The organism is Flavobacterium potami, from assembly GCF_020026915.1.
Taxonomy (GTDB): domain Bacteria; phylum Bacteroidota; class Bacteroidia; order Flavobacteriales; family Flavobacteriaceae; genus Flavobacterium; species Flavobacterium potami.
In genome coordinates, this window is record NZ_JAINUY010000003.1 from 40,900 (window position 1) to 64,380 (window position 23,481).

The 23,481-nt window shown below is 32.0% G+C and carries 20 protein-coding genes; 3 read left to right on the plus strand and 17 right to left on the minus strand.

The genetic code is table 11. The features are described 5' to 3' along the window. The first annotated feature begins 90 nt into the window (after positions 1–90). On the plus strand, positions 91–753 hold the full coding sequence (locus tag K6T82_RS09690) for an HAD family hydrolase (protein ID WP_223705736.1): 663 nt from the start codon (positions 91–93) through the stop codon (positions 751–753). Positions 754–824: 71 nt separating this feature from the next. Continuing rightward, complete coding sequence (locus K6T82_RS09695) at positions 825–1,667, plus strand: DUF2911 domain-containing protein (protein ID WP_223705737.1); 843 nt, start codon at positions 825–827, stop codon at positions 1,665–1,667. 187 nt (positions 1,668–1,854) lie between these two features. Here K6T82_RS09695 and K6T82_RS09700 read toward each other — a convergent pair whose 3' ends face one another. The 14 genes from K6T82_RS09700 to K6T82_RS09765 all read right to left on the minus strand — a co-directional run bounded on the left by K6T82_RS09700 (position 1,855) and on the right by K6T82_RS09765 (position 17,166). After that, entirely contained in the window at positions 1,855–2,481 is a 627-nt protein-coding gene (locus K6T82_RS09700) for an MCP four helix bundle domain-containing protein (protein WP_223705738.1), read from the minus strand. A 37-nt stretch (positions 2,482–2,518) separates the two neighbouring features. Next, positions 2,519–3,121: a hypothetical protein gene (locus K6T82_RS09705; RefSeq protein WP_223705739.1), complete on the minus strand. Its 603-nt coding sequence runs from the start codon at positions 3,119–3,121 to the stop codon at positions 2,519–2,521. A gap of 116 nt (positions 3,122–3,237) precedes the next feature. Then, positions 3,238–3,576 (minus strand): DUF805 domain-containing protein, encoded by a 339-nt coding sequence (locus K6T82_RS24665; protein ID WP_223705740.1) that lies wholly within the window; start codon positions 3,574–3,576, stop codon positions 3,238–3,240. A 19-nt stretch (positions 3,577–3,595) separates the two neighbouring features. Further along, the gene (locus K6T82_RS09715; protein ID WP_223705741.1) at positions 3,596–5,320 is read right to left on the minus strand and encodes a sodium:solute symporter family protein; all 1,725 of its coding nucleotides are present in this window, start codon (positions 5,318–5,320) and stop codon (positions 3,596–3,598) included. 114 nt (positions 5,321–5,434) lie between these two features. Then, positions 5,435–7,966, minus strand: coding sequence for a PIG-L family deacetylase (locus K6T82_RS09720; protein ID WP_223705742.1), 2,532 nt, complete (start codon positions 7,964–7,966; stop codon positions 5,435–5,437). A 172-nt stretch (positions 7,967–8,138) separates the two neighbouring features. Further along, a complete protein-coding gene (locus K6T82_RS09725) occupies positions 8,139–9,761 on the minus strand; it encodes an LVIVD repeat-containing protein (protein ID WP_223705743.1) in 1,623 nt (540 codons plus the stop codon). 212 nt (positions 9,762–9,973) lie between these two features. Continuing rightward, complete coding sequence (locus K6T82_RS09730) at positions 9,974–10,471, minus strand: hypothetical protein (RefSeq protein WP_223705744.1); 498 nt, start codon at positions 10,469–10,471, stop codon at positions 9,974–9,976. A 188-nt stretch (positions 10,472–10,659) separates the two neighbouring features. Next, positions 10,660–12,492: a BamA/TamA family outer membrane protein gene (locus K6T82_RS09735; protein WP_223705745.1), complete on the minus strand. Its 1,833-nt coding sequence runs from the start codon at positions 12,490–12,492 to the stop codon at positions 10,660–10,662. A 73-nt stretch (positions 12,493–12,565) separates the two neighbouring features. Continuing rightward, positions 12,566–13,666, minus strand: a complete 1,101-nt coding sequence (locus K6T82_RS09740) for an AI-2E family transporter (protein ID WP_223705746.1) — start codon at positions 13,664–13,666, stop codon at positions 12,566–12,568. Between the two features lie 104 nt (positions 13,667–13,770). Further along, positions 13,771–14,301, minus strand: a complete 531-nt coding sequence (locus K6T82_RS09745) for a mechanosensitive ion channel domain-containing protein (RefSeq protein ID WP_223705747.1) — start codon at positions 14,299–14,301, stop codon at positions 13,771–13,773. A 10-nt stretch (positions 14,302–14,311) separates the two neighbouring features. Then, positions 14,312–14,896, minus strand: a complete 585-nt coding sequence (locus K6T82_RS09750; protein ID WP_223705748.1) for a Maf-like protein — start codon at positions 14,894–14,896, stop codon at positions 14,312–14,314. Next, a complete protein-coding gene (locus K6T82_RS09755) occupies positions 14,889–15,815 on the minus strand; it encodes a geranylgeranylglycerol-phosphate geranylgeranyltransferase (protein WP_223705749.1) in 927 nt (308 codons plus the stop codon). The genes K6T82_RS09750 and K6T82_RS09755 overlap by 8 nt, the downstream gene beginning before the upstream one ends. A gap of 78 nt (positions 15,816–15,893) precedes the next feature. Continuing rightward, complete coding sequence (locus K6T82_RS09760) at positions 15,894–16,421, minus strand: KdsC family phosphatase (protein WP_223705750.1); 528 nt, start codon at positions 16,419–16,421, stop codon at positions 15,894–15,896. Then, positions 16,405–17,166 (minus strand): Rossmann-like and DUF2520 domain-containing protein, encoded by a 762-nt coding sequence (locus K6T82_RS09765; RefSeq protein ID WP_223705751.1) that lies wholly within the window; start codon positions 17,164–17,166, stop codon positions 16,405–16,407. Before K6T82_RS09765 ends, K6T82_RS09760 begins: the two co-directional genes overlap by 17 nt. Positions 17,167–17,454: 288 nt before the next feature. Here K6T82_RS09765 and K6T82_RS09770 point away from each other — a divergent pair, with 288 nt between their 5' ends. Beyond that, positions 17,455–20,676, plus strand: a complete 3,222-nt coding sequence (locus K6T82_RS09770; RefSeq protein ID WP_223705752.1) for a cytochrome c biogenesis protein CcsA — start codon at positions 17,455–17,457, stop codon at positions 20,674–20,676. A 77-nt stretch (positions 20,677–20,753) separates the two neighbouring features. Here K6T82_RS09770 and K6T82_RS09775 read toward each other — a convergent pair whose 3' ends face one another. From K6T82_RS09775 to K6T82_RS09785, 3 genes are all read right to left on the minus strand, one after another. Then, a complete protein-coding gene (locus K6T82_RS09775; RefSeq protein ID WP_223705753.1) occupies positions 20,754–21,488 on the minus strand; it encodes a DUF3667 domain-containing protein in 735 nt (244 codons plus the stop codon). A gap of 109 nt (positions 21,489–21,597) precedes the next feature. After that, positions 21,598–22,386 carry an anti-sigma factor gene (locus K6T82_RS09780; RefSeq protein WP_223705754.1) on the minus strand — a complete coding sequence of 263 codons (789 nt, stop codon included), beginning with the start codon at positions 22,384–22,386 and terminating at the stop codon, positions 21,598–21,600. Further along, complete coding sequence (locus K6T82_RS09785) at positions 22,386–22,916, minus strand: RNA polymerase sigma factor (protein ID WP_223705755.1); 531 nt, start codon at positions 22,914–22,916, stop codon at positions 22,386–22,388. The genes K6T82_RS09780 and K6T82_RS09785 overlap by 1 nt, the downstream gene beginning before the upstream one ends. Positions 22,917–23,481: the final 565 nt, after the last annotated feature.

The following is a 23,481-nucleotide window of genomic DNA, read 5'->3' on the forward strand; positions in this document are numbered from 1 at the left end:
AACCTAGAACTTCAAACCTAGAACTTGAAACTTGAAACTTGAAACCTGAAACCTGAAACAAAAAACTAAGAACCTTAGTACCTTAAAAAAATGATTAAAACAGTAATTTTTGATATGGATGGCGTGATCGTAGACACGGAACCAGTTCATCGTTATGCTTATTATTTGCAATTTTCAGAATTAAATATTGAAGTTCCTGAAGAAATGTATACCACATTTACAGGATTTTCTACTCGAAATACATTTCAAGCTTTAAAAAATCATTTTCCATCTGTAGAGCAGGAAGTTGAAGATTTAATCCAAAGAAAAAGAAATATTTTTAATGATGCTTTTGATACTAAAGAAGATTTATATCTTTTAGAAGGTGTAGAAGATTTAATAAAGGATTTGTATAACAATGGATTACAATTGATTCTAGCATCTTCTGCTTCAAAAGTTACAATCGAACGTGTTTTTACTCGATTTAATTTACATCAATATTTTACGCATATTGTGAGCGGGGAAGATTTTCCACAATCAAAACCAAATCCTGCCATATTTATTCATGCTGCTTCTTTATCTGTAGCACCAAAAGAAGAATGTATAATTATCGAAGACAGTACAAACGGAATAAAAGCTGCAAAAGGAGCGGGAATTTATTGTGTAGGTTACAAAAGTGAACATTCAAACCTACAGGATTTATCAGAAGCTGATTTGGTTATTGATCATTTTAATGAATTAAATGCTCAAAAAATATCACAACTCAAAGCCTGAATTATATAAAATTTAACATTCGTTCGCTATTTGAATTTGTAAATTTGAACTAAAATAAAAAAAACTGAATAATGAGAAAACTACTTATTGCATTAGCCCTGATTTTAGCGCCTTTAGCATCAGAAGCACAAGTAAAAACGCCGCAAGCAAGTCCAAAAGGATATATCAAACAAACTGTAGGTTTAACAGATGTTGAAGTTACCTATTCAAGACCAGGAGCAAGAGGAAGAGCCGTTTTCGGAAATTTAGTTCCTTTTGGTAAATTATGGAGAACGGGAGCAAACGAAAATACAATTATTAACTTCAGTGATGACGTTATTATTGATGGAAAGACTCTAAAAAAAGGTAAATATGCAATTTATACAGTGCCTAGAATCGAAAGCTGGGATGTGATTTTCTACCTTTCTACTGATAACTGGGGATTGCCAGAAAATTGGAGCGATGCTTATGTAGCTTTAAAAACTACTGTAAAAGAAGACGCTTTGCCAACTCCTGTTGAAACATTTACAATTGGCATTAACGGATTAGATCCAAATTTTGGTTATTTGGATATTTCTTGGGAAAACTCTCATGTTGCGTTAAAATTTGAGGTTCCAACTGCAAAAGCTGCTATTGCTAGTATAGACAAAACATTAGCTGGTCCAACATGGAACGATTATTATGCAGCATCTCAATATTTATTCCAATCAAACGGAAATATTGAAACTGCGAGAACTTATGTAGATAAAGCGTTAGATATGAGCACAGATAAGCCATATTATGTTACAAGACTAAAATCTCAAATTCAGGCAAAACAAGGTGATAAAAAAGGAGCTGTAGAGACTGCAAAAGCATCTTTAGCGTCTGCAGAAGCAGCAAATAATGCTGATTATGTGAAATTGAATAAAGACAGTATCGCTGAATGGAGCAGATAAGGTTTTAAATTCTAAATATTTAAAAAATTCCAAATTCCAAAGCTTACGGGTTTTGGAATTTTTTTTGTTCTCAATTTATAGACAAGAGTATTTGCACTCATTTTTATCGTTCCTCAGAATGACATAATAATGTAGTAAAACATGAAACATTAAACATGAAACTTGAAACTCGAAACCAATCTAGGTGCTAGTTCAAACTAGGCGGTTCAGGAATTTTAATCGTTTTCTTGATTTTCTTTATTAGAAGATAAAAAGTTATTCCTCCCAAAATAATAAGCAATGCAATTTGAAGTTGTCCCAATACATTGTTTCTATTATACATCGCATTTGCTGCGGCGAGTTTTGCTTTTCCTTCTTCAATCTGAATTTGAGAAAGTGCTTCTAATGTTTCTAAAGCTGTCGCACTCGAACTTGCAATTTTATCCCAATTTTTGTTTTCAACTTGTTTGTTGCTTTCCTTGCACGAACTCAAAAACGTGTCAAAGTATTGTTTTTCCTTATTGGTTAAAACTGTTTTGGCATATAAATCATCAATGTTATGGATGATATCTAAAGTATGAATAATTTCGTTTTTCTTAATATTGTCACTTAGATTCAGTTTTTCTGCTTCAGCTTTTATAAAATGGAGTTGTTTTGAATACTGAAAAATGTAATGCGCGACAACTAATCGGTCTTTGTAAATAGCATTAATATTATCATTTACATTTTTAGAATTTTGAAGCGTATTGAAATTTCCCAACAAAATAATAAGCATCACTATCAAGAGAACAAAAGCAGCCTTGGCTTTATTGCTGTATTTTTTTTGATCTTTCATAATGATGTTTTTTTGGAGTAACTTACTTATTTCGGTTTTATCGATTTGCAGTTTTATACATCAATTCTATATTTTTAACCGAGCTTATTGGTGCAATTTTTAAATGTTTTTGCCCTATTGCAACGTAAAAATAATACAGACTACTTGTACCGAGAAGACTAACTTCTTGCGGTTCATCATCATTAAAATTAATTTTATAATTATAATCTAAAGATTGTTTCTCTATGCGTTCTGAAGTAAAGTAACCATCAGCAATACCAGTTCCTAAATAGAAAGACAAAAGCACAGCAGCCAATGTTCGTAAAGCAATATTATTGTAATAACTAGTTTTTTCTTCTAATGAAAACCCTTCGACAGATTTTAATTCAAACATTTTCTGGACGTATGGTTTTTGATTGTTCTTTAAAAGAAATTTTGGGAGATAATAATGGCTAATGAATAATGAAATTACAGCAAACAAAACTATGGGATTTGTGGTTAAATACGCAATTGGACTCATTAAAATATCTGTAATTGTAGAGAATTTCAAGATATTTATACCTAATTGATAATAGTAAATACTGTCTTTAAGCATTCCCATTAAAATCAGGAATAAGTAGCCAAATGGAAGTAATTTTTCAATATCACCTGAAATTTTCATTTAATTTCCCTATTTTAAATTAGTTAGTGGTCAGTTTTCAACGTACTAAAATAGTGTTTTTTACTTACAATTTTAAAGGAGAATTATAATTTGGGAAATGATAATGGCTGAGATGTTTAGAGTTTGATTTTATTCTTTGGTTTGGCCAATAATAAAAATACATTAAAGATTATATTTAGAATAGGAATGAAATTAAAAACAACAAAACAAGGGTTTGCGTGTAAATCTCGTAGTCTCCTTGTTGTTACCGCTTGCATCGGAACAAATAATAGCAATATAATTAAGCAAGTATAAAACATGTTTAAAATTTTTTCATTGTCTAAGTTTACTGTTCTCCATAAATGCAAAGCAAAATAATATGAAAGTATATTGACGAAAAGATATAGAGCGAATTCTAATCGCCCAGATTTTTCCTTAAAAGAAGAATAGAAAAAAAGTATATTCCTGAATTTCATGTTTTGTGTTTTCAACTTTCTATTCCAAAATCAATTCATTATCATCGGATTTTCCTTTAAAAAATAAAAACTGAATGATAATCGATAATATAATTGTTAAAATTGCTCCAATAAAATTCAACCATAAATAACCTAATTTTTCCTGAGTATAAATCATGAAATAATAGATAACAAAAATCGTCAACTGACTTATAATTGCGCTAATAAACATTGGTTTTGCCTGAACTCGTTTTATATAGAATCCCACAAGGAAAATTCCTAGAACTGTTCCGTAAAAGATGGAACCAATAATATTTACAAGCTGAATTAAATTCTCAAATAATGTTCCGACACAAGCAAAAAGTATCGCTACAATTCCCCAAAAAAGAGTAAAGAATTTTGTCACATTCAAATAATGCTTTTCTGACCTTTCTGTCTTTTGGTTTCTTTTGTAAATGTCAATTGCAGTAGTTGACGCTAGTGCTGTTAGACCAGAAGCTGTTGAAGACATGGCTGCAGAAAGTATAACAGCTAATAATAATCCAATCAAGCCTTTTGGCAAATAATGCAAAATGAAATGAAAGAATACATAATCCTTATCGTTCGTTTCGGTATTATTGTCTGCTTTTACGATAATTTCTTTTGCCTTATCACGTAGATCTTTTTCTTTATTTGATAAAGCAACTAACTCTTTACGCAAAATAGGATTATCATAATCCTGATTCAATTGATCGATATACAACAAATTGATTACTTTTTTATCTTCGGAAAGCTTAACTAATTGATTCTCCAAAGCATGATATTCATCTTTATAAGCCGATTTTTCAATCGCAATTTTATTGTTGGGATTAAAATTTAATGGAACAGGATTGAATTGAAAAAATACAAAAACCATAACTCCAGTTAAAAGAATAAAGAACTGCATTGGGACTTTCAGTAGTCCGTTCATAATTAATCCCATCTGACTTTCACGCACAGATTTTCCAGATAAGTAACGTCCAACCTGAGATTGGTCGGTACCAAAATAGGCAAGCGCCAGAAAAAAACCTCCTGTAATTCCGCTCCAAATGGTATACTTTTCTTCAGGATCAAAAGAAAAATTAACAATATCCATTTTGTCATTTGCACCTGCAATATGCAATGCACTATTGAATGTCATATCGTTTGGTAGGTAGTGCAGAATAAGGAAAAAAGTAATAAACATTCCAGACATGATAACAAACATCTGTTGCTTTTGCGTTACGTTTACTGCTTTTGTTCCTCCCGAAAAAGTATAAATAATTACTAAAACTCCAATCAGAATATTCATTACAGTTAGGTTCCATCCTAAAAGTGCAGATAAAATAATAGCTGGCGCATATATTGTTAAACCAGTTCCTAATCCTCTTTGTACCAGAAATAAGATTGCGGCAAGAGAACGTGTCTTTACATCAAATCTTCGTTCCAGAAATTCATAGGCCGTAAAAACTTTACTTTTATGATAAAGCGGAATAAACGTTACACAAATTACAATCATGGCAATTGGAAGACCAAAATAGAATTGTACGAAACCCATTCCGTCATGATAAGCTTGACCAGGCGTAGACAAAAAAGTAATCGCGCTAGCCTGAGTTGCCATAACAGAAAGCCCGACAGTATACCAAGGTGTTTCGTTATTTCCTAAAATAAAATCTTCAACGTTTTTACTTCCTCTGGTTTTCCACGAGCCGTATCCAACAATGAATAAAAGTGTTACAATAAGTACGATCCAGTCAAATAGCTGCATAGGTTAAGAATATAATTGCATGATTAAAAAGAAAATAGCAATATAAATTGCATTGGCTACCAAAACATAAGTGTAGCTTTTTTTCCATTTTTTTGTTTTTTTAGCTTCCATCTTTTATTGTTTTAAGTCTTGTTTAGGAACTTCAATAGGTTGTTTTAAGGAAATGATATTCGATAGTAATCGATAAGCACCAGAAACTCCTTCCGGCAGTTCTCTAAAGAAACTTAAACCTGTGTAAATGTAATATCCTTTTCCATATGGTGCGACCAATAAAGCACCATCTTTAGCAGATTCTCCTTTGTCGTGAGAAGAAATAATAGGAGTGAAGGCAGGATTATATTCGTTAGGATAATACAAGCCTTGTTCTTGTGTCCAGCCTTGAAAATCTTTTTCGGAAATTTTATTTGGCGTGTTTAAAACAGGGTGATTTGGTGCTAAGAAAGTCACTTTTGCATTTTCTTCGGTTACGCGGTCATTTGATAGTTTTAGTGGATAAGGTGCAATTTTATCGGTTACTAATTTACCGTTCGTATTGTACTGCACAATCATATTTTTACCACCTTTCACAAAATTGAAAAGAATATTTTGTTTGTTAGCCAGAGCATTCACTGTATTATAGGCACGAATTCCTGTAATAACGGTACTAAATGAATCTAGTTTTTCAGGCGTAATTTCTTCTGGTTTTAAAATTGAAACTTTATATCCCATTTGAGCTAAACTTTCTGGAACTTCATCTCCGGCTCCCATGATATAAGCAATGGCATCTCCCGAAGTTTTCAAATCAATTCGAATGCATTTTGATTCAGCTGATTTTAAAACCATTTGTTTGGTAATATGATTAAAATCGATGATAGTCTGATCTTTATCAAATCGTTTTCCATCAACAGTAGCAATGCTTTTTGCCATAACCTCTTCCGGATTAACAGGCGGAGTTACTTCAAAGTAAAAAATCTGCTCAGTTCCTTTTTTGTCCAAAGTAAACGGAATTTCTCTAGGTGAAACATTCCAGCTTTTCGGTAAATCCAATTGTAAATTTCCTTTTACATTATCTTTTCCTGCACGAACTTTTACCGGAATCATTTTGCTTTTTGTATCCCTAAAAATCAAAACCCTTTCTAAAATTGAAGTGGTAACTTCAGGAACAATGTCAAGGAAATTATACATTTCTCCTTTTACACCGTCATTGTATTTGTAAACGATAGTACGTTCAAAAGGAATTTCAATGTTATTGATTTTGACATTAAAAACAACTTTTGTTTCTCTGATGATGTCAGGGATTCCGATATTTTTCTGATTAGAAACAGTATACATTCCCACAGTAGCTTTTTCTTTCAACCAATAGGGTTGCGTGTACTCCATAGTTTCAGGAAGCTGTAACTGAAGATTGATCTTTTGATCGTTGTTGTTTTTTAAAACACTATTTTGGATTGAGGTTTTATTATCGGGCAAAGTTGTTATGCTAACTAATTGCATATCAATATTACAACGATTAATTGCTTCAAGAGATAATTTAATAGTGCTTCCAGGAGTTGCTTCTTGCTCGTTTGCAACAGCTTCAAGATATAATCCAGAACAAGATGCTATGATATTTTTTATTGCAGTAGCTTTAATATTTTTCCAGTGTTCATCTTCTAATGCCTCAATCATGGAATACGCTTTTACTAGATCTGGAATGCTTGCAGATGGACGGCTGAAATCGTAATTTGAAATGATAGAGCTGATTAAATCACCAATTGGTTTTCCGTTTTTAACGCGGTTCCAACTTGTATCAATTCCATCAAATAAACTATCGCGTTCTTTAGGACTTTCACCATTAATCAATTCTAAATATTCTGTTTCTTCTCCACGAACTCCAGTACTTCCAAAACCTTGAGATTGATGACGACTTCTGCTCAAAGCAGCGATTTCTTGATTAGATTTTCCGATTCCAGTATAATAAACTCCTGTTTCTAACTTTGTAAATTTGGATTTATTAGCCGCATCAAATTTTTCCTGGCTTCCATAAAACCACCAAGAGGGATTAAAAAATTGACGTTTTACCTGCCAAGGCGTTACATATTTTAATTGCTCCGGATAAACTTTAGGATCATTTGTTAATTTGAAACTTTCTACACTTAACATTGCAGATGATGTGTGGTGTCCATGAGTAGTTCCAGGCGAACGATGATCAAATCTATTGATAATAATATCTGGTTGAAATTTTCGAATGGTCCATACTACATCTGCAAGTACTTTGTCTTTGTCCCAAATGTCCAAAGTTTCATTCGGATTTTTCGAAAAACCAAAATCATTTGCTCGTGAAAAAAATTGTTCACCGCCATCAATTTTTCTAGCCTCAATTAATTCCTGAGTTCTTATAACACCTAATAATTCACGCAATTGAGGACCAATTAAGTTTTGACCTCCATCTCCACGTGTTAAAGACAAATAACCAGTTCTGGCATTCATATCATTTGCTAAATACGAAATCATTCTAGTATTTTCGTCATCAGGATGCGCCGCAACATATAAAACCGAACCTAAAAAGTTTAATTTTTTGATTTGATTGTAAATTTCAACTGAATTTGGTTTTTGTGGCTGCTGGGCAAATGAAATTTGAAAACCGATAAAAAATAAAAGAAAGATGTGAATCTGTATTTTTCGCATGGTGTGGTTAAATTGTTTTCTTGTAATAGCTTCAAAAATACTAATTATTTTATGGAACACTATTTAAATGAAATGTTAATGATAAAGATTATTTTATACAAGCAACAAAAAAGCTGCCAGTTTTGAGGCTGGCAGCTTTTTAAAATATCTTTACGCAATTATGTTCTGAAAATTATTTCAATTTGTTTTCGGTATCAACGTAATTTCCTGTAATCGTTACGTTGCTTCCTTTAGTTACTTTTCCATAAATAGTAATTGAAGAAGTACTTCCTACGAAATTGATTGTTGCACCGCTATTTAGTGTCAAATCACCCCAAATTACAACTGAACCTTCAACCACTAATTTAGCACCAGAGTTGATTGTTAATTGTGTTGGATTAGATTGTTGGTATTTACCTTGAGATAAACTTCCTCTCATATTGAAAGTACCATTACTATTTAAGGTTAAATTGCTAAGAACAGCAATAGAACCACAATGTGTTAAAACAGCTCCAGAATTTACAGTAGCCGAATTAATTGCTGTAGCACCTTGATAAGATCTAATGTCATTAGAATTTAAAATCAAATCTCTGCCTTGATTGTACAGACCGTAAGTTAAACAGCTTGCAAATGCAGTACTTGGTTTTTCCATTTTAATGATTTTCAATCCACCTGTTCCGCTGGCAACATAAATGTAATTTCCACTAGATTTTACATAGTTTGATGAACCAGCAATTCCTACAGAACCTAATAAATTAAGTTGAGTTGCAGATTGATAAACATTCAGTCCTAAAGCTCCATTGGCAACAAAAGCATAACCATCATTAAAAGAAACAGCATTTGTTACATTATCTTCAGCAGCTGTTGGAATTCCGATAGTTTGCAGTTTGCTTCCGCTATTAATATCATAAACACCTAAACCATTAGGACCTTCAGAAACAAAAAGTTTTGTTCCGTCGATATCCATTGTTCTTTTAGCACCGCTGACATCATTAGAGGTTGTGAAGTTTTTTTGTAAAGCCAATGTCGACTGGTTGTAAATATTTACACCTTTAGTTCCACTTAAAGTCACTACTTTGTCACTTGTTAAGGCTATTGAACGTAAATCGGCAATAGCAACTTTTCCTGTTACAGCTTTAGTAGAAGTACTTAGTTTGAATAAACTTCCATTATCTCCTGTAACCGCAAAATAGTTAGAAGCATTTGCAGCAACATCTGTTGTTACTCTGCTTTCTAAATAATTTGTTTTTAAATTACTGGTAAGTAATCCTGAACTTAACGGCATATTAAACACAATTGCTGGATTTCCTGCAAGTTGAGTGTCTTTATCGACATCTTTTGCAGCTCCAATAATTAAATTTCCATCAGCATAAGTCAAGGAAGTAATATCAGTATTTGGAATCAAAGCCGAAGTAACTAATTTTGGCTTGTACGGATCAGAAACATCGATAACGTCGATCGCTCCAGAATAAACATCGCCTCTAGTAATATAAGAAACGTAAGCGTAATTTCCTTTTACATTAACGTGACTTGCCTGAAGAGTTCTACCGTTTGCATCAACCGGTGGTTTTACTTCTGCAATTTGTACCAAAGGGAAAGTTGTGTTTGTGGTTTCAGTAGTTTTTCCTGTTGCTGAAACATTTTCGATCGAAATAACACCAGAATTAGTTAGGTCAAGTCTCTGATTTAGGGCAGTTTGATCTGAGTTAATTGTAATGTTATTTAACGATTGGTTGTCGTTTGAATCATTTTTGTCATCACATCCTATTAGTAGTGATAATGCTAAAAATGAAAATAAATAAACATTCTTTTTCATAAAAATTTCTTTTTTGGATTTTTAAAATTCGGCGCAAAGATAAAGTATAAATAAATTAATGTAAGGCATTTCTGTTGTTAAACTTCTTGCAATACAGTGATTTATATTAAATCTACAACATTTTAACGAAAGATCCGATTAAACAAATCATAAAAAAAAGAGAGTATCGTTTTTTTGATACTCTCTTGTTCTCAATACTAATAATTTAGCATTTATCTTCTTCCTCGTCCGTGATCATGGTCATCATGTCTGTCGTGGTGTTTATCATGTTTGTCATAATGCTTGTGATCTCTCTTATCATAACGACGTTCACTATAACCATATACTGGTCTTGGTTTATAAGGTCTTTGTGGAGCTCCGTGGTATCCTTTATAGTATTTTACTCTGTGACGATCAAAATAAGTATAAGGTGTTCTACCGTGGTAATCAGTCAAAACAACTTTGTAACCTCCATATAAATCATAATTTCTGTATTGTCTTGGCAAATAAGTTGTTCTAACCCATTTTCCTCTTGCATAATAAATAAACTGTGCAGCTCTTACATCATAATAAGCTTCGATATCTGGAAGGTAATAATATTCCATTTCAGAATATCCTGCAGGTCCCCAAGCTGGTGGAGTTCCTATATTAACGTTAATCGATACTTGGGCTTGCGTGGCATTTGCAACCATTAGAAATAATCCGGCGATTGCTAATTTTATCGTTTTCATCTCTTTTTAATTTTTAAATGTTAATCTTATTTTGTGATATTCATATACTGTGCCAAAAAATAAAGAGATTGCATTTAGTCGAACAAAAAGTGTATTTTATCGATAATTATTCAGATGGAAATAATCTTAAATTATTGATAATAAGTGTTTTTTGCTGCGTGAATATTTTTTATAAAAAAGAGAAAAAATTATTGATAATTCACCAATCTTGGTTTTGCAAGTTCAAAACTTTGCATGCCATAATCTGTAGTTTCAAAAGTATTTGTTTTGAAGACATTGTCGCCTTGTTGAGGAATACTCGGATAATAGGAGATGGAAAGCTGAAATGAACTGAACACCAAATAATCATTACTAATCAGTAAACCCAAAGTAATTTTTGAATAAGGTTTGCTTTTTGCCATTGAAACTTCTGGACTGCCCAAAACAGCAATCGAATAATTAAAAAACGGATTCAGACGAAAACCTAGTAAAGAATGTGGCGAATAAGTTTGAGTTTGAAGCGATAAAATAGCTTTACTGGTTCCGTATAGATAACTATTAAAACCTGCCAATCCATTTTGTTCATTTATATTTAGCTGATCTCCAATAATATTATCTCTATTTATCCCTATTACAACTTTCGGATTTACGAATTGTCTCAGCTTCCAATTTCCAATACTGTATAACTTCGTAAAGTAATTGGATTCGAAGAGAAATGAAGTTTGATAGGTCTTGGATTGTTGGAAGAAAGTACCGGCTTCGAAATTCATACTAAGAAAACCCAACCGATAATAATTTCCGAACGAATATTGGGCGCCAATGTAGGGTCTCCAATAAGTATTTTTGTATTGATAACCCATTGTAATTCCGTAAATTCTACCTGTGGGCACATCTTCCGTTTGTCCGTTTCTAAAGATGTAACTGTCCTTGACAAACTTTCGTGTATTTAACCCAATACCGCTTAATATCAGTTTTTCATCAGAATAAAAGTTGTCTGGATCATAAAGTTCTGTCGGTGATTCGCTGTAATTGACATTTAGAAATCGGACAGTTGTAATAAGATTGGTGATCGCTTTGTGTCTATCTTCAAAAACTTTAAAAGCGTATCCAGCCCAAACATCCTGCGAAGTATATTTTTTGGGCTGATAGGCAAATGTGAGATCTGGAGCTTGTAGTGTGTCTCTTCTATAACTTTCGTCAAAATAAAATCCACCAGCCCATTTTGTTAAGGGAGAATAAAAATCTCTCTCAATATCCACACTTTTTAGATAATTATTATCCAAATCCATGTTGTAATGAAGGATTGTACTAATGTATGTATTTTTAATATTTGGAATTGTATACGTGGCTTCATTTGCATTTCGGCCATCATCAAAGCGATTGGTAAAACGATATTCCAATTGTTGTCCAGAACCAAAAAAGTCTTTTTCTTTAAAACCAACAGAAACACGATTACTTGAAATGGAAAATCTCGGAATTGTACTCCAGGAATCTAAAACACGAATAGTAACATCAACAGAATCAGAAGCAGCTCCAACACTTTGATTTGAAATACGAACCGCCGTTACATAACGCTGAGCACGAATCAAACGTTCCGATTCGAGTACTTTATAGGTGTTGTATGGCGTATTTCTTTTAAAAAGCAATAAATTGTAAATCGCAATTTTTTTTGTTTTTAAATGAAGACGGTTTCCCATTCGTTCTCCCCAGTTTTTTGGCATCTGAGTCGTGTCTGCTACAGAATGCCCAAAAGGATCTAATGTTATAATATTGATGTGACGGATAATTTTTCCTTCATAATTTGTTGAATCTAAAGGAACCAACAATTCTTGTTTTTTCTTAGGTTTTTTAGATTTAAAAAACAATTTGTGCATGGTTTGCGTAAACTTGTTTTTTTTAGAATAATTACGAATTCGATTATAGATCTCAGTCGTATCTTTTTCTTTTTTTGAATCCTTTTTTGTTTGATCTACCTGAGCATATCCGCCTTGCAAACAAAAGCACAATAAAATAAAAAACAATATTTTTTTGTCTAGATACATTCGGTAGTTTTTCTGCGTATAATTTTATTATTTATGAATATAAGGAATAAATAGGAGGTTCTGAAAATTACGTTTAATTTTCTGCTGAAACTTTTTTGGCTCTCCATCTAAATTTTCGAGGAACATGATTTCCCATCAAATAACCCCAAGGAGCGAGAGATTCTATTCGGTCAAAAATAATTTTTAGAATAGCCAAAAGCGGAATAGCCAAAAACATTCCGGAAATTCCAGCTGCAGCACCTCCAACAATAATTCCCATAATAGAAACAAATGCATTAATTTCTACTTTAGAATTGATGATTAAAGGTACGAGTAAATTATTATCTATAAATTGAACAATAATATTTACAATCAAAATCCCTAAAATGATTGACATTTCTGCAGATCCAGTTAAAGAAGCTAAAACGGTAATAATTCCAGCAATTGTAATTCCGATGTAAGGAATCAGATTTAAAATTCCGGTAATTAACCCTAAAAGTATAAAATATTTTATACCAATAATCCACAATCCTAAGCCTGTGAGAACAGAAACAACAATCATTTCAATAATTAAACTCACAATGTAATTGTTTATTGAAACTTTGACTTGTGAAAGTATATCCATTAAAACAGGATGATTTTCTTTTTTGATTAGTTTGGCTAAAAACAGTTTAAAATGTTCTTTATAGATTAAAAACAAGAAAGTATATACTATAATAATCATACTGTCTAAAAGCACATCGCTTATAGAAACAATAAAAGAGCCTAGTTTTGCCTGACCGGTTTTTACGGAATCTTTTGTCATCGAATCCAGATATTTTTTCTGGTCACCAATACTTACTTGAAAATTTTCTTTTATAAACTTATGAATTTCGATAATAAAAGAATTTGCATTTTTCTTTATCGTATCAAAATCGTTTGCCATATAGGTAACCTGATAGGAAATAAAAATAAGGATTCCGATTATAAACGACAGGAAAATTACAAGACATATAATTCCAGACAAATGTCTTGGTACCTTTAATCTTGTATTTAAAAAGGTAAAAATGGGTAATAGTAAAACGGCAAACAAAAATGCCATTAAAACTGGTGTCAGAATATCTTTTCCAGTACAAAAAATAAATGCAAAACAAATTAAAGTAACAAGAATAAACGAAAGTTTTGCGTAAAAAGGTAAAGTTACGGGACGAGTCATTTTATTATGAGGTTTAGCTAGATTTATAAAACAAATATTACACTTTATTTATCTTTTTCTGTTCTAGCTTTTTTAACGCTCGTTATAAAATTCCCATTCGATTTTTAATCAAAAAACTCCCTTTCTTCATATTTCGCCGGAATAATAGAAATTCCTTTTTGAAGTAACAAATTATTAGGGAAAACTATTTTTTCTCCCTCTTTAGTTTTTAAACTTACGTGAAAAGTATTGATGTCTTCAATTTCAGCTTCAATAGGAAAATCTTTATCATGAATTTTGATGGTATCACCAATTCTAAAAGGAAAAGAAAAAAATAAAACCATGCCCGCGGTAATATTGCTCAAAATAGACCATTGCGCAAACATGGCAACGCCGATAACTGTTGCAATAGAAGATACAGTAACAAAAATATCTTCTGTCTGAACACCCCAAATTACAATTAAAGTTGTGGTTACAAGAATATTCATTAGAATATTGATATACTTTATAACCAAATTGGTTCGGTGCTCGAATAATTGACTTGTTGAAGCAAATTGCTTCACTAATTTCGCGATTATCATACGCAAAACAATCAGAACTATAATAAGAATTATGGTTGCTATTATTTCGCGGCTATACTCTTTAAAAGAAAACATAAATAAATTTTTACACTAATGTAGTCAAAAAATCATAAACTTTGGCTGTCGGAAGTCCCATAACATTGGTGTAAGAGCCTTCTACTTTTGCAACTGCCATAAAACCAAACCATTCCTGAATTCCATAAGCACCCGCTTTATCGTACGGTTTATAGTTTTCGATATAATATAAGATAGCTTCGTCTGATAAATCATTAAAAGTTACTTTGGTAATATCGTGCAATAGGGTAGAAGAGTCAGCGGTTTTAAAACAAACTGAAGTAATAACTTCATGTGTCGCATTCGACATTGATTTGATCATGTCAAAAGCATCTTCCGCATTTTTAGGTTTTCCTAAAGCTTTGTTCTGATGCCATACAATGGTATCGCTGGTAACTAAAATTTCATTTTCTTTTAATTCTCCTTCAAAAGCTTTCGCCTTTAATTCAGCCAAATAATCTGTAATTTCAGCTGCTTTTAATTCAGGCGGGTAAATTTCCTCAACATCTTTCAAACGAATTTCAAAATCAAGATCCAAATCCTTAAAAAACTGTTGTCTGCGAGGAGAACCAGAAGCCAGGATGATTTTATATTTTTTTAATTTTTCTTTAAGCATTGTATTTGATATTTAAGGCAATAACCAAAATCGAAAAAATTCCGAAGAATAAAATTAGTTTTAGAATAGTGCTCAAATGATGAAAATCTTTTTGAGTTTTTGCACTGAATATTTTCACAATAAAATATAATAGAGGCGCTAGAACAGTAACAAAAACGTAAAATATTGTAATGTAAAGCTTATTTTGCATGAAATAAGTATTGCTATAAAGTGCAGATAGAATAAAGGCAATTATGGCAAAGCCTAAAGCTATTTTTGCAGCTCTGTTAATTCCAATAGCAACAGGAAGTGTATTCATTCCCATATTGTAATCGCCGTTTACATCTTCGATATCTTTGACTATTTCACGAATAAAATTTATCATGAAAGCAAACAAAGCATAGTCGGTAAGAATAGAAAACAAACTCGCCATTTGAGCCTGATTTTCTGCATTTGTAGTTGGAAATAAATCAAAAACTCCAATAATTAAAACACTTGCAGCAAGAAGCAATGCAACCACAAGATTTCCTAGAATCATAATTTGTTTCAAGCTTGTAGCATAAAAATACAATAATGAAGCAATCAGAATAAATAACGAAGCAAATGTTGGTCGCTCAATTATATTAGACAAAAGAAAACCAATAGCTACTCCCGATACATTCAAGCCAATATAAATATTAAATGCTGCATTTTCAGATATTCCTTTTCCAACAACAACATCATTTGGTTTATTAATGCTGTCGGTTCCAACATCATAAATATTGTTAATAACATAACCTGCTGCTGCTAGTAAGACGGTACTTAATACCAATAATCCGTATTGCCAATCAGACAATGCGAGAGGAATTTGTTGCTGTTTTAAAAAAGCATAGCGAAAAAGAAGCTGCATACAAGCAAGCATCAAAAGGTTTTGATAACGAATGAGTTTGAGGAATTTCATTTTTTAAAAGGTTCTGAGTGGCTAAGATTCTAAGGTACTAAGTTATTCTAGCTGAAAACTGCGACTGTGACTGAAAACTCAATCATGTTGTCCGTTAAAATATTCCATCCATTTTCCTTGCACTTTCATTACTTGTTCGATTACATCTCTTACGGCACCGCGTCCGCCTTTAACGTGCGAAATATAACGGCAGATATTTTTAATTTCAGGACTTGCGTCTTGCGGACAGGTAGGAAGTCCAACCAATTTCATAACATGAAAATCCGGAATATCATCTCCCATATACAATATGTTTTCATGTTTAATATTGTTTTTTTCTACGTATTCATTTAGAGTCTTTACTTTGTCAGGAGTTCCCAAAAAAACATCTTTAACTCCTAAATTATTAAGACGAATACGAACACCTTCATTGCTTCCGCCAGAAATAATGCATACATTATATCCGCTTTCAATGGCTGCTTTCATGGCGTAACCATCACGAATATTCATTGTTCTCAACATTTCGCCTTCATTGGTTACAAAAACAGAACTGTCTGTAAGTACGCCGTCTACATCAAAAACAAATGTTGAGATGTCATTCATTATTTCTTTATAACTTTTTGCCATTATGCTGTATAGATTGTGTTAGAATTTTATAGATATTTTTTTTGTTTTCGTCTTGTAAAAAAGCCTCGTGTGCCTCGGTCGTAGTGGAATCGTGGCGAATTGCTGGACCTGTTTGTGCATCAATAGGATCAAGTGCGTTGATTTTATCTGCGGTTTCCTGAATTAATGGTTTTAAAACAGCAAAAGGAACTTGGTTTTCTTCGCAAATTTCGTGTCCCATTTGGTATAAATGATTCGTAAAATTGCTAACAAAAACAGCAGCCACATGTAGTGCTTTTCTTTGTTCAGAACTTATAGAATAAACAGCGCTTGAAACACTTTTCGCAATGGTTTCCAATAGTTTAAAATCAGCTGTGTTTTCTGCTTCCAAACAAAAAGGAATAACAGAATAGTCTAATTCTTTATTCTTAGAAAAGGTCTGAAGCGGGTAAAAAACACCACGACGATTTTTAGGATTTAAAAGTTCTATTGAAGATGTTCCAGAAGTATGAACCACAAGCTGATTGTTGAAAGGAAGCTCGTTTGATACTTCTGTAATTGCATTGTCTGAAACTGAAATAATGTGTAAATCAGCAGGTTCTAATGCTTCAAAATCTGTGATAATTTTTTCAGAATCAATCAGATGAAGTATAGTTTCTTTCTTTCTTGAAAAGACTTGTTTAATTTCAACAATTTTACTGGCAGAAAAAGCCTTTATTAGATGCTGCGCAACGTTGCCCGAACCGATTATGTTTATCTGAATCATAAAAGCAAAATTAGTATTATTTTTTTAATGTTAAGAACACACAAAACTAATGATTAACGTTTTTTGATGTTTTTATTGTTTAAGCTTTTTGTTTCAGATATAACACATTTTTACCAAAACTTATGGTTTATTAAAAAGGAGTTTATTTTGTAGGTTTAAACTTTCTGAATTATCAAATTGTTTGAAAAATAGTCCTTATTTTTGGTTTTTATTAACAAAAGGCTGAGACTGCTAATCAACATTTTTGAGTACTTTTGTCGCACTTTTATACAATGTAATTCCTAAGAAATGGATAAAAAAATATTCTCTTTTTTGTTTTCTACACGATTAATGGCCGTTCTTTTTTTAACATTCGCAATTGCAATGGGTGTTGGAACTTTTATCGAAAGTAAATACAATACCGATACAGCCAGAATTTTAATTTACAATACTTGGTGGTTTGAAGCAATTATGGCCATCTTTATGATCAATTTCTTTGGAAATATCAAAAAATACCAATTGCATAAAAAAGAAAAATGGGCAACACTTTTATTACACCTTGCCTTTGTTTTTATCCTTTTAGGAGCTTTTATTACAAGATATATCAGTTATGAGGGAATGATGCCAATTCGCGAAGGCGCAGCAGAAAATCAAGTATATTCAGATAAAACTTTTCTGACCATTTTTGTTGATGGTGAATATAAAGGGGAAATGAAAAGAAGGGTTTTCGAAAAAAGCCTGTTGCTTTCTCCTGTTACCAATAATGATTTTACTGTTTCGGGTAAATTTGACGAAACTCCTTTTGAAGTTACGTACGCCAATTATATTATGGGAGCAAAGGAAGTGGTTAAACCAGATCCAAACGGAACTTTATATTTAAAACTAGTTGAAGCCGGTGCTGGCGGTCGTGAAGAACATTACTTAAAAGAGGGTGAAGTTCAGAACATTCACAATGTTTTATTTGCTTTGAATAAACCAACCGATGGAGCGATTAACATTAACACAAAAGGCGAAAAGTACACTATTCAAACTCCTTTTGAAGGTGAATTTATGCGAATGGCTGATCAGCTTAAAGGGAAAGTTACTAAAGATGATGTTCAGCCGTTAATGATGCGTTCTTTATACAGTATTGGAGATATTAGAATCGTGTTCCCAGATCCTGCAATGAAAGGAAAAGTGGATTATGAGTCTAATAATGATTTTAAAGCAAAAACTCATTCAGATGCTTTAGTGGTTAAAGTAAAAGCAGAAGGGCAGGAGAAGGAAGTAATGCTTATGGGCTCTAAAGGTCAAGTTGGCGAAGCAAAAACGGTTAAAATTGGAAACATTGAATATTCTTTATTCTATGGAAGTAAAGCTTACGTTCTGCCGTTTAAAATAAAATTAAATGATTTTATTGCAACGAAATATCCTGGAACAGAAAAAAGTTATTCTGCTTTTGAAAGTAAAGTTACCGTTCAGGATTCTACAGAAACTTTCAATGCAGATATTTACATGAATCACGTTTTGGATCATAAAGGATATCGTTTTTTCCAGTCTTCATTCGATCCAGATGAAAAAGGGACAGTACTTTCTGTAAACCACGATTTCTGGGGAACCAACATTACTTATTTAGGATATTTCCTTTTATATATCGGTTTAATGGCAATTATGTTTACTAAACATTCTCGTTTTGGAGATTTGAAAAAGAAATTGGAAGCGATCCAGAAGAAGAAGGAAAAACTAATTACTATTTTAATTTTATTGGTTAGTTTGAATGGTTTTGCTCAGCAGACACCTCACGTTCACTCTCATGATCACGAACACGACCATGCACATTCTGCAGATCCAAATGATCATGCCAATCATGTTACTGCTCCACCAAGTAAAAAACAATTAGATTCTTTGTTGACTATTTACAAAGCTCCAGAATCTCATGCTGCAAAATTCGGTCGTTTGATTATTCAAGATGCAGGAGGAAGAATGAAGCCAATTAATACGTTTTCTTCTGAATTACTTCGTAAAGTAAGTCACAGTGATACGTATAACGGAATGAATTCTGATCAGGTTTTCTTGTCTATGACGCAATATGCTCAGGTTTGGATTCAAGTTCCATTGATTTACATTAATACGAAAAACGATAGTATTCGTAAAATTATCGGAATTGATTCTAAAGATAAGTATGCTCCATTTGTTAAGTTCTTTGATGAGCAGGGAAATTATAAATTGTCTCCTTATTTAGATGCAGCCTACAAAGCTGGTAATCCTAATAGTTTTGAAAAAGATTTTATAGATACAGATAAAAAAGTAAACTTAATGGAGTCTGCTTTAAGTGGTAGTATTTTAAAAATATTTCCAATTCCAAACGATCCAAATCATAAATGGGTTTCGTATCTAGAGCGTGAAGATGCAGGTTTTAAAGGAATGGACTCTACTTATGTGAAACAAATCCTTCCTTTATACTTTAGTGCTTTAAATAATGGTTCTATTGCGAAAAACTTCGATACTGCTGACAATTTAGTCGAAAGTATTAATGGTTTTCAAAAGAAGTTTGGAGCTAAAGTAAGGCCAAGCGAACAGAAAATTGATGCTGAAATTGCCTATAATAAATACGATGTTTTCAAGGTATTGCCTTATTGGTATATTACAGTTTCAATTTTCATGTTGATGTTTACTATAATCAATATCTTTTTTGAGAAAAAATGGCTTCGTTATGTTATAAATGGATTCCATGTTTTTGTAGGATTGTTGTTTGCTCTTCACACACTAGCATTGATAGCTCGCTGGTATATTTCTGGTCATGCACCTTGGAGTAATGCTTACGAATCTATTATATATGTTGCTTGGTCAACCATGTTCTTTGGATTGGCTTTTGATAGAAAATCAAAATTAACAGTTGCTTCATCTGCATTTGTTACCGCAATGATTTTGATGGCTGCATACTTGAACTGGATTGATCCGGAAATTGCAAATCTACAGCCGGTTCTTAATTCTTATTGGTTAATGATTCACGTTGCAGTAATTGTAGGAAGTTATGGACCAACAGCCTTAGGAATGATTTTAGGTTTTGTCGCTTTAGTTTTAATCTTCTTTACGAATGATAAAAACAAAGTCAAAATGGATTTACATATCAAGGAAATAAGTTATATCAACGAAATGGCTGTTACAATTGGTTTGATCATGCTTACTATTGGTAACTTCCTTGGAGGACAGTGGGCAAACGAAAGCTGGGGACGTTATTGGGGATGGGATCCAAAAGAAACTTGGGCTTTAATTTCTATTATGGTTTATGCGTTTGTAATTCATGCTCGTTTTGTTCCAGCTTTGAGAGGAAAATGGTTCTTTAACTTGATGACGATGTATGCTTTTGTTTCTATTCTATTTACATACTACGGAGTAAACTTCCATTTAGTTGGTTTACACTCGTATGCAAGTGGAGAAGCACATTCTTTAAATTGGATTTATTACTGCCTAATTACGATTTCCTTAATTGGAGCGATTACTTATCCGAAGTATAGAAAATACTATAAAACTAAAAAAGTTAAAAAATAATAATTCAGGGTAATTATTAATTCATATAAAAAGGTTCAGCGTAACGTTGAACCTTTTTTGCGTAATTTACTTTGTCCTTACTCAGGTAATTTGCCTAAAACAGCAAGTACTATGACTGTAATTAGTAAAAAACAGATTAAAAATATAAGATGGCTTAAGATACTTAAAAAGAAAGCTTTTGTTTTGGATAACTTATTGAAAAATTGAATATTAGTCCAGAAAATTAATATCAGTCCAATGAAATACGTTGCGTTCAAAAATTTTTGAATATGAGGCGTTCCATTTAAATAAAGCAGTATTGGAAATGTCAATATTTGTACAAAAAGACGCTGCGATGCTTTAAATGTGTTTAAGACAAAAAACTCAAAGTAATTATAGCCCTGCTTTCTAAATACAATATAAGTTCCGATGGTATAAATAGGAATTGAAGCAACGATTATCCAAGAGAAATGCGTAGCCATCCATTCATTAAAATCGGTATAGTCGAATGAAGTATTTTTTGTATTTGCAAATGTATCGATATGATAATAATGATATAATACACCATAAAGTGTTGCTAAAACCACAACCAAAGAAAGAGGTTTAAAATGTCTGACACGTTTTCCTTCTATAAATTCACGTACAGAATTTCCTGGTCTTGTAAATAATTGTTTTAGAGAATACGTAATTCCTTTATCAAAATGCAATAAACCATGCTGAATATCATGCCATAAAAAATGAATATTTATTTTATGTGTTTCGGCAGATTGCCCGCAATTATTACAATAATGCCCTTTAAAAACCTGATGACAATTTTTGCATATTATTTCCATAAAACAATTGGTTTAAAGGTTTTTAGTATCAATTCTTTCAAAATAAAAATAATAAAAAAACGCATATTAAATTTAATATGCGTTTTTCGTTTTTATGAAAGAGTTAAGTTTAAACTTTTCCTAAAGTATAAAGTTGTTCCATTGTTGGTGTTAGACTTCCACCGGCTGGTTCCAAAGTGATTCCGAAAGCTTCTGCTGAATCTGTTTGACTTACAGCAAAGATTTTTTGAGTATTTCCTTCAAAATTATCCAATAAACCAATACTTGTTGGCGTAAGTACTGGACTTAGTTTTAAAGACCAAACCTGATAAACCATTCCTTTTGGTGGAGTTGGTAAACCTGCAGCATCAATATAAGTCGTTTTTGTTTCCTGATTCCAATATACTTTTGCGAAAGATTTTGGAGAAACAGCCTGACCTCCAAGAGTAACACCTGTATTTTTGATGTCTCTAACGATATTTAAGCTTTTCTTGATTTCTTTATTTTCCTGACCTAAATAAGCATAATCTCTTTGGATTTTATTTTTTTCATTTCCAACAGTAGAAATCGCTTCTTTTGTTTTTGTCAGTTCCATAGTTTGATATCCTAAACCAAGCAATAATAAAACTGCCGCGGCCCAACCCACATATTGAGACCAGTTTGAAGCAGGTTTCATATCGACTACCTTGCCGTGTTTAAGTTCCAAACGAGCTTTAATCTTCTCAAAATTCTCCACAGAGTGGAAAGGTGAGAAGCTAGATGATAAAGCAATTACGGCTTTTTCTATCGAAATAATTTCCTGATCAACTTCAGGTGTCTTTTTTGCCAATTCAGCTATCTCTAGGTTTTCTTTCTCGCTTAATAAGCCATAAACGTACAACTCTAGAATTCCTGATTCTATATATTCTTGTGCTTCCATTATATTTTTAAATAATTACGTAAATCGTTAATACAGTTTCTGTTTTGTGTTTTGATAGTTCCCAGTGGCACTGCCAATTCTTCTGAAGCTTCTTGCTGGGTATATCCTTTAAAGAATAATAAATTAATGATCTCAATACATTTTGGTTTTAGTTTTTTTACGAAATCCTGAATTCCAATTGCATCAAGCTTGTGGGATAATTTATTGCTCTCATCTAACAGATTTACGAAATTATCTGAGGAAAGGTTTTTTTGGCTGTTATTAAAATTTTTTGAACGGAGTTTATCAATCGAAGTATTTCGAGCAATATTAAGGATCCACGTGTAAAATCGTCCTTTACTTTCGTTATAAGAATCGATGTTTTTCCAGATTTTTACAAAGACATCTTGTAAGACATCTTCTGCTTCTTCGCGATTTTTGATTAAGACATGAATGACGGAAAATAAACTTTTAGAATACATATCATATAAATGTGTAAAAGCTTTTTCGTCTTTTTTGTAGATTAAAACTAACAATTCTTCTTGACTCATAGATTTGGATTTTTAAGTTTAAACATTAAAAGTTAGACGTTTTTGGTTACTTGTTATAAAGGTAAATTATTTTTTTTGGATTTTTTTTATTTTTTTTTGTAGTCCAAACCCTAGAGAAATAAGGAGTTTTGAAAAAAAGATGATTTTTTTTACATTTTTTTAAAACCAAAAACAATCCAATTACGTAAATGATTTTATAAGCGTGAGAATGATCTTAGAAAAAAGCTGATTAATAAAAGTGTTTTTTTATTCTAATTAGAAAAGATAAGTTATGGATAGTAAAATAATCAAAATATTAATAGTTGGATTAACGACAGTTTTAGCTTTGAGCATTTTTACTAAAAATGATTTTTTAAAAGATGTTGTCAAGTCAAGCAGTTTAAAATCTGCCGTAATAAAGTAATTGTATAAAAATAACGCAACATGAATTTTTTAAAAATATTCGTTTTACTTGCTTTTGTTCTATTGTTTATCACGATGTATAAACAATAATAGTAGCAGCTGTTCTTAAGATTTTGATAAAGTAAATTAGTAATTTTTAATAGTTGATGCACTCGGACTTCCA